This window comes from Nocardioides luteus, from assembly GCF_014648595.1.
Taxonomy (GTDB): Bacteria; Actinomycetota; Actinomycetes; order Propionibacteriales; family Nocardioidaceae; genus Nocardioides; species Nocardioides luteus.
This window is the reverse complement of record NZ_BMRK01000007.1, coordinates 70,869-83,341: the sequence shown is the minus strand read 5'-3', so window position 1 is coordinate 83,341 and position 12,473 is coordinate 70,869. Positions and strand designations below refer to the sequence as shown.

Here is a 12,473-nt window from a genome sequence, read left to right as displayed (position 1 = left end):
CCAGCATCCCTCCGCAGAGCACAGAGAGCCCCTGGGAGCGTTCCCAGGGGCTCTCGACGATCAGTCGTCACACGACGATGTTGACCAGCTTCGGCGCGCGGACGATGACCTTGCGTACGGTCTGCCCCTCGATCGCGGCAGCGATCGTCGGGTCGGCCAGCGCGGCGGCCTCCAGGTCGGCCTCGGAGATCGAGGGCGAGACCTCCAGGCGCGCGCGCACCTTGCCCTTGATCTGCACGACGGCGGTCACGGAGTCCTCCACGAGCAGGTGGGGCAGCGGCGTCGGCCACGCTACGCGCGCGACCGTCGGCTCGTGCCCCAGACGCTCCCACATCTCCTCGGCGGTGTAGGGCGCGACCAGCGAGAGCAGGATCGCGACCGTCTCCGTGGCCTCGCGTACGGCCGGGTCGGCCGGGCCGACACCCGAGTCGATCGCCTTGCGGGTCGCGTTGACCAGCTCCATCAGGCGGGCCACGACCACGTTGAACCGGTAGGACTCGATCAGTTGCTCGGCCTCGGCGACCGTCTTGTGAGTCGTACGCCGCAGCGCGATGTCGCCGTCGTCGAAGGAGACCCCGGCCTCCGAGGTCACGTCGCCGGCCAGCCGCCAGGCCCGCTGCAGGAACTTCACCGAGCCGGCCGGCGAGACGTCGGCCCAGTCGATGTTGTCCTCCGGCGGGGAGGCGAAGACCAGGGTCAGCCGGGTCGCGTCGACACCGAACTGCTCCAGCACATCGCTCAGGTTGACGCCGTTGCCCAGCGACTTCGACATCTTCTTGCCGCCGTTGATGACCTTGCCCTGGGACAGGTAGGACGAGAACGGCTCGTCCCAGTCGATCAGGCCGATGTCGCGCAGCGCCTTGGTGAAGAACCGGGCGTACATCAGGTGCAGCACGGCGTGCTCGTCGCCGCCCAGGTAGAAGTCGATCGGACCCCACTCGCGGGCCAGCTCGGTGGAGAAGGCCTGGGTCTCGTCCGTCGGCGACAGGTAGCGCAGGAAGTACCACGAGGAGTCCACGAAGGTGTCCATCGTGTCGGAGTCGCGCGTCGCCGGCCCGCCGCACTTCGGGCAGGTGACGTTGACCCACTCCGAGGCCGCGGCCAGCGGTGAGACGCCCTTCGGCTTCAGGTCGGCGCCCTTCAGCTCGGGCAGCTGCACCGGCAGCTGCTCCTCGGGCACCGGCACCTCGCCGTCGACCGGGCAGTGGACGATCGGGATCGGCGCACCCCAGTAGCGCTGGCGCGACAGCAGCCAGTCGCGCAGCCGGTAGTTGACCGTGCCCTTGCCGTGGCCCTCGGCCTCCAGCTTCTCGATGATCTTGTGGATGCCGCTGGCCTTGTCGGCGACGCCCTCCAGCTCTAGCGAGTTCACGTACGCACCGTCACCGACGGTCGCGACGTAGGTCTCCTCGGGGTTGTCGGCGCCCGGCACGTCCACGACGCGGCGCACCGGCAGGTCGAAGGCCTTGGCGAAGTCCAGGTCGCGCTGGTCGTGGGCCGGGACGGCCATCACCGCACCGGTGCCGTAGTCGGCCAGCACGTAGTCGGCCGCCCACACCGGGATCTGCTCGCCGGTGACCGGGTTGGTCGCGGTCACGCCCAGGTCGACACCGGTCTTGGGCCGGTCGGTCGCCAGCCGGTCGATGTCGGAGGCCTTGCGTACGTCCTCCAGGTAGCTCTCCAGCGCAGCCGCCCGCTCCGGCGCCACGATCTCGGCGGCCAGGTCGGCGTCGGCGGCGACGACCATGAAGGTCGCGCCGTACAGCGTGTCGGGACGGGTGGTGAAGACGGTGACCTTCTTCGTCCCACCGTCAGGCAGCGTGATGTCGAAGTCGACGTGCGCGCCCTCGGACCGGCCGATCCAGTTGCGCTGCATGTTGACGACCTTGCCGATCCAGGTGTCCTGCAGCTGGTCCAGGCCGTTGTACAGCTCCTCGGCGTAGGCCGTGGTCTTGAAGTACCACTGGGTCAGGTCACGCTTGGTGACCACCGCGCCGCAGCGCTCGCACTCACCGTTGACGACCTGCTCGTTGGCCAGCACCGTCTGGTCGTTGGGGCACCAGTTGACCGGCGACTTCTTGCGGTAGGCCAGCCCCGCCTCGTACAGCTTCAGGAAGATCCACTGCGTCCACTTGTAGTACTCCGGGTCGGAGGTGTGCAGCCTGCGCGACCAGTCGAAGGAGATGCCGTAGCGCTTGAACGACTCCGCCTGGGTCTCGATGTTGGCGTAGGTCCAGCCGGCCGGGTTCTCGTTGCGCTTGATCGCGGCGTTCTCGGCGGGCAGGCCGAAGGAGTCCCAGCCGATCGGGTTCAGGACGTCGTAGCCCTTCAGCCACCAGTAGCGGGCCAGCACGTCGTGGAGCGCGGTCACCTCGGCGTGACCCATGTGCAGGTCGCCGGAGGGGTAGGGGAACATCGTGAGGGCGTAACGCTTCTCGGCCCCCTCGCGCTGGCCGGCCTTGAACGGCTCCAGCTTCTCCCAGATGGGGCGCCACTTGTCCTGCAGCTCCACGACGTCGTACGTCGCCTGCTCAGCCTGCTCCTGCGTCATTGGTCTTTCGTCCTTGTCGAGATTCGTGCGTCAAGACTGCTTCTGGAATGTGCCCTAGAAATGAGAAGGGCCCCTCACATGGAGGGGTCGCCGCGTGACCGGGGTGTGTCCCTTCGGGTCAGCGCGGCTGCCTAAGAAGCAGGACAGACGACTGCATGTGTCAAGGGTAGCCGACGGCGGCCCTCGTCGTCATTCGAGACCCGTTCCGGGGCGCGGTGCGAGCGGGCCCGAGGACTCGAAAATTACGGTCCAAATCCTCTGGTCGACCACTTTCGATAGGGCATGCGTTCCGCCCTGCAGATCGACCGACAGAAAATACGCTCAGAGGGCCCGTCTTCTATTGCGACGGCACATCTGAGCGTGCCAGACTGGCGGCGCTCCGCTGCTCGTGATGTCGGTCGTGAATGAGGACCCCCCCATCTCATCCAAGGAACGCTCCGAGCAGCGGAGTCCAATACTTTGAGCCCCGCCGACGAAGTCGCCGGGGCTCAAAACGTATTGGAGATCGAGCGAGCGCAGCGGCTGAGCGGCGAAGCCGCGAAGGCGCGAAGCGGGTCGAGATCTACCGTCCGCGGAGCAGTGCCCCGCTCAAGGAACCCGGCTGATCCACTCGCGCGTCCCGTGCTTGCTCTCGACCAGCGCGGCGGCCTCGTCGATCGTGGCCTGATCGAGCCCGACGTACGCAGCCCCGAAGCTCCGCTCGAACTCATCGAGCAGCGCGGCGATGACCTTGTCGCGGCTGAGGCCGGTCTGGGAGCGGATGGGGTCGACGCGCTTGGCGGCGCTCTTCGTGCCCTTGTCGGACATCTTCTCCCGGCCGATCCGGAGCACCTCGAGCATCTTGTCGGCGTCGATGTCGTAGGCCATCGTGACGTGGTGCAGGACGCCGCCGGGGATCCGCTTCTGCGCGGCGCCGGCGATCTTGCCGACCGGCGAGGCGATGTCGTTGAGACCGGCGTACGCGGCCTCGATCCCGACGCTCTGCAGCCCGCGCAGGACCCACTCGTCCAGGAACGCGTAGGACTCCTGGAAGGACATCCCGGCCACGAGCGTGTCGGGCACTGCGAGGCTGTAGGTGATGGTGTTGCCGGGCTCGACGAACATCGCGCCACCGCCGGAGATGCGGCGGACGACCTCGATGCCGTGCCGCTCGGCGGCCTCCTCGTCGACCTCGTTGGCGAGCGACTGGTAGCTGCCGATCACGACCGCGCTGCTGGCCCAGTGCCAGAACCGCAGGTTGGGGGCGCGGCGGCCCTCGGCGACCTGCCGGACGATGACCTCGTCGAGGGCCATCTGCATCGTCGGCGCCAGCGGCCCGGTCTCGACGATCTCGAGATCGAGGTCGTCCCAGGTGGCCGCCCGGCCGAGCGCGCGCAGCACCGTCAGGGCGATGTCTCGGGTGGTGAAGCCGACCAGGTCGGCGCCACGGGAGGCGGCATCGAGGTCCGCGGTCAGCCGCTCGAGGGACGCGTCGACCGACTGCCCCTCCAGCGCTGCTCTCAGCCACTCGAGCGCCTCGTCGGGTTCCAGGAAGAAATCGCCCGAGAGGACGACGTCCTCGATCGTGTCAGCGGAGACGGTCGCGTCGACCACGACCAGCTTGCCGCCGCGTACCTTCCGCTCGCCATGCACTCGTTCACTCACACTGACCTAACACCGTGAGCGGCTGATTCAGTCCCGGGTCTCGACGAGCTCGACCTCCGGGCCGCCACAGGAGCCGGCGGTGTCGGCGAGACGGTTGAGCCCGGCGGGTCCGGCGATCGGGCGGGGGTCGTGAGTGAGGGTCCAGGCGCCGTCGGCGACGGCGTACTCCCCCGCGACCTCGCCGGCGAGCAGCGCACGTACCCCGGCGAGCAGCCGGTCCACGTCGGTGACCGAGGTGCCGATGCCGATGCTCGCGCGGACGGCGCCGTCGTGGAGCCCGAGGCGCTTGAGGAGCGGCTGGGCGCAGAAGCGGCCGTCGCGTACGCCGAGGCCGTGCTCGGCCGACAGGTAGGCCGCGACCTTGGCGGGCTCGACGCCATCGACGGTGAACGTCACGACGCCGAGCGGCTCCTCGGAGTCGGGCCAGAGCCGCAGCAGCCTGATGCCGTCGAGCTCGGAGAGGCCGACCACGAGACGCTCCCTCAAAAATGCTTCGTGGCGGTCCAGCTCGGCTGTGGTCAGATCGCCCAGAGCCGTGCAGGCCTCTGCCAGAGCGACGGCGCCGAGGACGTTGGGCGAGCCGCCCTCGTGGCGGGCGGGGGCGGGCTGCCAGGTGGTCTCGATCGGCTCGGGGGTCTCGACAAGCTCGACCTCCGGTGGAGCGGTCTCGACAGGCTCGGCAGGCCCCACTACCGAGGCGGTAGAGACGGCTCCGCCGCCGGCCAGATAGGGGGTGCCGACGTCGAGCCAGTCGCGGCGCCCGACGAGCGCGCCGGCACCGTAGGGCGCGTAGAGCTTGTGACCGGAGAAGGCGACGTAGTCGGCACCGGTGGCGGCCAGCGAGAAGTGCCGGTGGGCGAGCAGCTGGGCGCCGTCGACGAAGACCCGGGCGTCGTGCGCGTGGGCGAGGGTGGCGATCTCGGCGACCGGGGGCACCTCGCCGGTGACGTTGGAGGCCCCGGTGACCGCGACCAGGGCGTACGTCTCGTGGGCGAGCTCCTCGGCGAGCGCGTTGATGGTGGCGGCGAGGGTGTGCCGGCCGGCGAGCGTGGTGACGCCCGCCTCGACCCGGCGCCACGGGAGCAGGTTGGCGTGGTGCTCGATGTCGAGCACGAGCACCCGGCCGGGTACGCAGCCGGCCAGCAGGTTCACCGCGTCGGTGGTGTTGCGGGTGATGACGGTGACGTCGTCCGCCCGCGCGCCGACGTGGGCGCCGATCCGCGCGCGCGACTCCTCGTAGAGGGCGGTGGAGACCTGGGAGAGGTAGCCGGCGCCGCGACGCACCGAGGCGTACCAGGGCAGCACCTCGGCCACCCGGTCGGCCACACTCTGCAGCGCAGGTGCGGACGCGGCGACGTCCAGATTGGCGTAGGTGACGCTGGTGCCGTCCAACAGCGGGACCTGGGTGTCGGAGCCGACGAGCGGGAGCAGGGACATGGGTCGTCCTTCGCAGGGTCTGGGCTCCCCCGGCCCGATCCGGTGGAGCACGCGCTTGCCCGCGCCACCTCGGCGAGGGCCTGGTCGTCACCCGGAGCACCCCACCGCGTGGGAGGGTTGCCCGCCAGCAAGCCGGGGCTTGACGCTGGCAGTCGTGACCGTCGCCGAGGATGGTGCCCGAGACCTGCGCGTGCCCGCCAACGCCCGTCTCAATGGACGGGCGTTGGTCTCAGATCACGGACGACCCTCCCAGGGGTTGCCGCCTCCCCAGTCGTCGCCGGGCCCGGGACCGCCCGGCTCGCCAGGCCCGCCGCCGTCGTCACCGTCATCGCCGTCACAGGTGCCGAAGAACTCCGAGACCGGGTCGCAGTGCTCACCGTCGCCCTCGGGCGGCGCGGGAGGCGCAGGCGGAGCGATCAGCTGCTCCTCGTGGCCGGTCTCGGGGTCCTGGCCGTCGACGTAGACGGGCTCCGGGAAGCTCTCGACCTCCTTGCCGTCGAGGACCTCGGCCATGATGGCGGCCCAGGTCTCGGTCGGGTAGTCGGCGCCGAAGTAGGACGGCATCCAACCGCCGTCGAGCTTGCCCTCGCCGCTGCCGCGCGAGTAGCGGACCGCCGTGGCGACCTGTGGCGTGAACCCCACGAACCACGACGAGCAGACGTACTGCGCACTGGTGCAGGTGCCGGTGCCGGTCTTGCCGGCGACCGGCCGGCCGATGTTCTGCGCCTTCTTTCCCGAGCCGTTCTGCACCACGCCCTGCATCGCGTACGTCACGTCGGCGGCGACGTCCTCGGAGATCGCGTGGCGGGCGTTCTTGCGAGCGTTCCAGCTGTAGAGGACGTTGCCTGACCGGTCGCGCACCTTCTTCACGACGTGGACGTTGTGGCGGTAGCCGCCGTTGGCGATCGTGGCGTAGGCGTTGGCCATGTTGATCGGGCTGACGTTGGCGCGGCCGAGCGCGATCCGGTCGTCGGTCTTGTGGTCGAAGTCGGTGGTGGCGCCCGGGATCCCGGGGAACTTCGGGTCGGCCTCGGCCGGCGCGACCCCGGCCGCGACCGCGGTGTCGTAGATCGCCTTGCGGCCCGCCTCGGGCCCGCCCATCGACTCGGTCATGTCGATGTAGGCGGTGTTCACCGACTGCTCGAGCGCCTTGAGCATGGTGATGTGCTGGCCGTAGTCCATACCGTCGGCGATCCCGGCCTGCTCGCCCTCGTTGACGACCTCGGAGCCGGCGTAGGTCGTGAACGGCGAGTCGCCCGCCCAGGTCGACTTCAGCGAGTAGCCCTTCGAGATCGCGGCGGCGGTCGCGAAGACCTTCATCGTCGACCCGGCGTGGCCGCCGGTCGCGGCCCAGTTGCGCTGGCTGTCGAGGTAGTTCTGGCCGCCGTAGAAGCCGAGCAGCGCACCGGAGTCGACGTCGACCGAGGCGGTCGCCACGTGCAGCGCGTTCTTCTGGTCGGGGTCGTTCTTGACGTACGCCTTGCGGTTCTTCGGCTTCACCTTCTTGGCCGCCGACGCCGACGCGTTCATCACCTTCTTGGACAGCGTCGAGGTGATCCGCAGGCCGCCGCTGTCGATCTTCTCCTCGCTGAAGAGCTGCTTGCCCTGAGAGTCCTTGAGCGCGAGGAGCTCGTTCTTGATCAGGGTGAGCGCGTGGCCGCGCTGGCCGCCGAGCCGGCTCGGCACGGTCTTGGCCGGGAACCTCGGCAGCGAGTCCTTGATCTCGTCGGCCTCGGCCTGCTTCAGGTAGCCGAGGCGGACCATCCCGGAGAGGACGTACTGGTAGCGGCCGAGCAGCTTCTCCTCGCCCCGGAAGGAGCTGCTGGCCGGGTCGAAGCCGGCCGGGTTGTTGAGGATCGCCGCGAGCGCGACCGCCTCGCGCAGGGACAGCTCCTTGGTGGGCTTGGCGAAGTAGGCCTTCGCAGCCGCCTCGATGCCGTACGCACCGCGGTTGAAGTAGATCGTGTTGAGGTAGTCGGTGAGGATGCGGTCCTTGCTCTTCTGCCTGGTCAGCTTCAGAGCGATGACCGCCTCCTTCAGCTTGCGGGAGTAGGAGCGCTCGGAGCTGAGGTAGTAGTTCTTGACGTACTGCTGGGTGATCGTGGAGGCACCGCCCGCGGTGCCCTCGGTGGTGTTGGAGAAGGCGGCCCGGACGATGCCCTTGAGGTCGACGCCGCTGTTCTCGTAGAAGGTGCGATCCTCGGCGGCGACCACCGCGTGCTTGACCATGTCCGGGATCTCGTCGGGCTCCAGCTTGATCCGGTTCTGATCGCCCTCCTGGTAGCGGCCCAGCTCGGACTTGCCGTTGCCGTAGTAGACGAAGGAGGTCTCGACCTCGAAGGCCGCGTTGGGGTCGGGCACCGAGATCCGGTTGTAGGCGATGATCGCCGTCACCGACCCGATCAGCGCGAGCGCCAGGAAGCCGACCAGCGCCGCCTTGGCGGTGATCTTGCCCCAGTGGCGCCAGCCCCCAGAGGTACGCGGCCCGGGGCCGCCCGAGCCAGTGCCATCCGAGCCGGTGCGGCCCGAGCCCGAGCTCCGCAGGCTCGCCCACCTCTCGGCCGCCCAGGCCTTCGCCGGCTCGGCCTTGGCCAGCAGGTCCCGGGCAGCCGAGGGCTTGGGGTCGGCGCGCCGAGCACCCGGCCGGGGCGCCCGCGCCGGGACGCGAGGCGGCTCGGCAGCGATCCGCGGAACGGGCTGCGAGGCAGACTGCGGAGCGGGCTGCGGGACGGGAGGACGGGCAGGAGGTGGCGGCGGTCGCCACGACGGCGGCGGTCCGGTCGGACCCTTCGGAGGCTGGGCGCTCCGGTGTTCCATTGCTCCACCTGACCTAGGCAACTGATTGCGGCGGCCGTTGATCCTACCCGGGCGGGTATGACGACGGAGGCCGACCCCGAAAGGGGCCGGCCTCCGTGTGGGCGGTACGCCGCGGCGTACCGGCTGAGCTGCCTAGATCAGCGCTTCAGGTCGAAACGGTCGTTCTCCATGACCTTGACCCACGCCTTGACGAAGTCCTTCACGAACTTCTCCTTGGCGTCGGCGCCGGCGTAGAGCTCGGCGATGGCGCGGAGCTCGGAGTTGGCACCGAAGACCAGGTCGACGCGCGAACCGGTCCAGCCGAGGGTGCTGGTGTAGGTCGTCTCGTCGGCGGACGGGGTCCACTTCTGGTCGTAGTCGAGCAGGTTGACGAAGAAGTCGTTCGTCAGCGCGCCCGGGTTCTTGGTGAAGACACCGAGGTCGGAGCCGTCCCAGTTGTTGCCGAGCACGCGCAGACCACCGGTGAGGACGGTCGCCTCGGGGGCGGAGAGGCCCAGGAGGTTGGCGCGGTCGATGAACAGGAACTCCGAGGGCAGGTTGAGGAAGCCGGAGTCGTAGTTGCGGAAGCCGTCGGCCACCGGCTCGAGCCAGGCGAAGTTCTCCTCGTCGGTCTGCTCCTGGGTGGCGTCGACACGGCCGGCCGTGAACGGCACGGTCACGTCGTAGCCCGCAGCCTCCGCGGCCTGCTCGACGCCCACGCCACCGGCGAGGACGAGCACGTCGGCGAAGGAGACACCGGTCTCGGCGGCGATCTCCTCGTACTTCGCGATGACCGGCTTGAGCTCCTCGGGCTGGTTGACCTTCCAGGAGATCTGCGGCTCCAGGCGGATGCGACCACCGTTGGCGCCACCGCGCTTGTCGGAGTTGCGGTAGGTCGCCGCCGCCTTCCAGGCGGTGGAGACGAGCTGCTGGACGCTGAGACCCGACTCGGCGATCGCCTTCTTGGCGGCGGCGATCGCGGCGTCGTCCGTCGCGGCGGAGCCGTTCGGGAGCGGGTCCTGCCAGGGCAGGTCCTCGGCGGGGACCTCGGGGCCGGCGTAGCGGCTCTTCGGGCCCATGTCGCGGTGGGTCAGCTTGAACCAGGCGCGGGCGAAGGCGTCGGAGAAGGCCTCCTGGTCGTCCTTGAACCGGCGCGAGATGGCGTCGAACTCCGGGTCCACGCGCAGGGCGAGGTCGGAGGTGAGCATGCGCGGCTCGCGCTTGCCCTCACCGTGGGCCTCGGGCACCAGGTCGGCGCCGCTGTTGTTCTTCGGCTTCCACTGCTTGGCGCCGGCCGGGGACTCGGTGAGCTCCCAGTCGTAGGCGTAGAGGATGTGGAAGAACTCGTTGTCCCAGCGGGTCGGGTGGTAGGTCCAGGTGACCTCCAGGCCCGAGGTGACCGTGTCGGGGCCGGCACCGGTGCCGTAGCCGTTCTTCCAGCCCAGGCCCTGGTTCTCCAGCGGAGCGGCCTCGGGGTCGGGGCCGATCTTGTCGTCCGGGTGGGCACCGTGGGTCTTGCCGAAGGTGTGGCCACCGGCGATCAGCGCGACCGTCTCCTCGGAGTTCATCCCCATGCGGCGGAAGGTCTCCTTGATGTCCACCGCGGACTTCATCGGGTCGGGCTCACCGTTGGGGCCCTCCGGGTTGACGTAGATCAGACCCATCTGGACCGCGGCCAGCGGAGCCTGCAGGTCGCGGTCGCCGGAGTAGCGCTCGTCGTCGAGCCAGACCTTCTCGGGGCCCCAGTAGACGTCGTCGTCGGCCTCCCACACGTCCTCACGACCGCCGGAGAAGCCGTAGGTCTTCAGACCCATGGTCTCCAGGGCGACGTTGCCGACCAGCACGAACAGGTCGGCCCAGGACAGCGACTGGCCGTACTTGGCCTTGACCGGCCACAGCAGGCGGCGGCCCTTGTCGAGGGAGACGTTGTCGGGCCAGGAGTTGAGCGGCGCGAAGCGCTGCTGACCGCTGCCGGCGCCACCGCGGCCGTCGTGGCTGCGGTAGGTGCCCGCGGCGTGCCAGGCGAGACGGATCATGAACGGGCCGTAGTTGCCGAAGTCGGCCGGCCACCAGTCCTTGGAGTCGGTCAGGACAGCGGCGATGTCAGCCTTGACGGCGTCCAGGTCGAGAGCCTCGAAGGCCGTCTTGTAGTCGAAGTCGGGGTCGACCGGGTTGGCCGCAGGGTGGTGCTTGGCCAGGATCTTCAGGTTGAGCTTGTTCGGCCACCATTCCTGGTTGGCGCTGCCGACGGTCGGGTGAACGCGGCCGGCGTTCATGACCGGGCACTTGCTCACGGACTCTTCAGACATCTAGGTTCCAATCCAATCTTGTTCGGATCACTTGCTGCGCTGCTCAGTTCTCGAGCTGGGCGGCCTGGCACTGCGGACAGGTGCCCCAGTAGATGATTTCGGCCTCGTCGACGACGAAGCCGTTGTCGTCCGATGCCGTCAGGCAGGGCGCATGGCCGACGGCGCAGTCGACGTCGGAGATGCGACCGCACGAGCGGCAGACCACGTGGTGGTGGTTGTCACCGACCCGGGTCTCGTAACGAGCCACCGAGCCGGACGGTTGGATGCGGCGTACGATCCCGGCCGCCGAGAGGGCGGCGAGGGAGTCGTAGACGGCTTGGTGGGAGACGTCCGGGAGCCGCTCGCGCACCGCGCCGAGAATCGTCTCGGTGTCGGCGTGAGCATGCTCCGTGACGGCCCCCAGGACGGCCACTCGCGGACGAGTGACGCGCAGAGAGGCACCCCTCAACAGCTGTTCGTAGTCCGCGTTCCCCACGTCTCAGAGCCTACGCGAAATCTTGAATGAGTCAAGAAACGGGCGGTGAATTTCTAGAGCGACTTCACGGTCTGCGGCGCCGGCCGGGTGGCGAACCGGCGGGCCATCAGTGGGATCAGTACGCAGACCGCGAGCGGGATCACGAACATCGACCGCTCGCCGAAGATCTCGGCCACCGCGGCGATCAGAGAGGCGGCTGCAAGATAGCCGGCGTAGTTGGCCAGGTTGACCCGGGCGATGGCCTCCTCGGCGTTGTCCGGGGAGATGTGGGCGGCGGCGACGAACGACTGCGGCGGCACCATCGCCAGGCTGCCGCCGAGGATCGCGAAGCCGACCGCGGCCACGACCCAGTGCGGGGCGGCGACGATGAGCACGAGCGCGCCCACGCCCACGATCCCGCCGGTCCGGATCACCCGCTCGGGGCCGAACCTGGCGACGAGACGGTCCCCGGGCAGGCGCACAGCCAGGAGCACCAGCTGGTAGCCGGCGTAGATCGCCGGCCCGGCCGCGGCGACCGCACCCAAGCCGTCGACCACATAGATCCCTCCCCAGGCCGAGGCGGCGGAGTCGATGAACCACATCGCGAACGTCGGCACCGCGACCAGGAGGAGCGGCAGCCAGGGCAGCCGGGGCCTCGGGGCGTCCGTGCTGCTCGTCCGCTCCTCCACCGCGTCGACCGCCTCGGGCGGCAGCAGGAGCCGGAACGTGCCGGCGTTGGCCACCAGGCCCACGATCGCGATGGGGATCATGTCCAGACCCAGCGGTACGCCGAGCGCGATCGTCACGGTCGCGTAGACGGCGCCGAGGACGGCCGCCGCGCTCCACATCGCGTGGAAGCCGTTCATCAGCGGCCGGGCGTACGCGTCCTGGGTGGCCGTGCCCTGCATGTTCATCGAGGCGTCGACGCCGCCGAGGAAGAACCCGTAGAACCCGATGAGGGCCAGCAGCGTCGCCATCGACGGCGCGAAGGCCGGTACGACCGCGGCCAGGGACGCGCCGGCGAGCATGATCGAGAGCGAGGCGGCGCTGCCGATCCGGGTCGCGAGGTGACCCGCCACGACGCTGCCGACCGCGCCGACCGCGGTGGTCACGCCGAGCACCACGAACACGTCACCCGCGCTGAGGTCGAGCTTCGTCGCGATCGACTCCAGGCGGGTGATCAACGACGCGAAGGTCAGTCCCTGGATCGCGAAGGCGACGAAGACTGCCGCTCGGGCCTGCTGGAGTCGGGTCATGGACGCGAAGTCTGCACCCTGGCGAC

The 12,473-nt window shown here is 69.5% G+C and carries 7 protein-coding genes and 1 riboswitch; all 7 genes read right to left on the bottom strand.

Annotated elements, in window-relative coordinates; all coding sequences use genetic code 11:
• Nucleotides 1–67 precede the first annotated feature (67 nt).
• The 7 genes from leuS to IEY81_RS10685 all read right to left on the bottom strand — a co-directional run bounded on the left by leuS (nt 68) and on the right by IEY81_RS10685 (nt 12,447).
• Nucleotides 68–2,551: a leucine--tRNA ligase gene (gene leuS / locus IEY81_RS10715; RefSeq protein WP_189118475.1), complete on the bottom strand. Its 2,484-nt coding sequence runs from the start codon at nt 2,549–2,551 to the stop codon at nt 68–70.
• A gap of 588 nt (nt 2,552–3,139) precedes the next feature.
• Nucleotides 3,140–4,195, bottom strand: a complete 1,056-nt coding sequence (gene lplB, locus IEY81_RS10710; protein WP_306341455.1) for a lipoate-protein ligase small subunit — start codon at nt 4,193–4,195, stop codon at nt 3,140–3,142.
• A 27-nt stretch (nt 4,196–4,222) separates the two neighbouring features.
• A complete protein-coding gene (locus tag IEY81_RS10705) occupies nt 4,223–5,632 on the bottom strand; it encodes an aminotransferase class V-fold PLP-dependent enzyme (RefSeq protein WP_189118474.1) in 1,410 nt (469 codons plus the stop codon).
• A gap of 46 nt (nt 5,633–5,678) precedes the next feature.
• Nucleotides 5,679–5,792, bottom strand: a riboswitch (SAM riboswitch).
• A gap of 74 nt (nt 5,793–5,866) precedes the next feature.
• On the bottom strand, nt 5,867–8,449 hold the full coding sequence (locus tag IEY81_RS10700) for a transglycosylase domain-containing protein (protein ID WP_229787680.1): 2,583 nt from the start codon (nt 8,447–8,449) through the stop codon (nt 5,867–5,869).
• A 137-nt stretch (nt 8,450–8,586) separates the two neighbouring features.
• A complete protein-coding gene (gene katG / locus IEY81_RS10695) occupies nt 8,587–10,737 on the bottom strand; it encodes a catalase/peroxidase HPI (RefSeq protein WP_189118473.1) in 2,151 nt (716 codons plus the stop codon).
• Nucleotides 10,738–10,780: 43 nt separating this feature from the next.
• Entirely contained in the window at nt 10,781–11,212 is a 432-nt protein-coding gene (locus IEY81_RS10690) for a Fur family transcriptional regulator (RefSeq protein WP_189118472.1), read from the bottom strand.
• 53 nt (nt 11,213–11,265) lie between these two features.
• Nucleotides 11,266–12,447: an MFS transporter gene (locus IEY81_RS10685; protein WP_189118471.1), complete on the bottom strand. Its 1,182-nt coding sequence runs from the start codon at nt 12,445–12,447 to the stop codon at nt 11,266–11,268.
• Nucleotides 12,448–12,473: the final 26 nt, after the last annotated feature.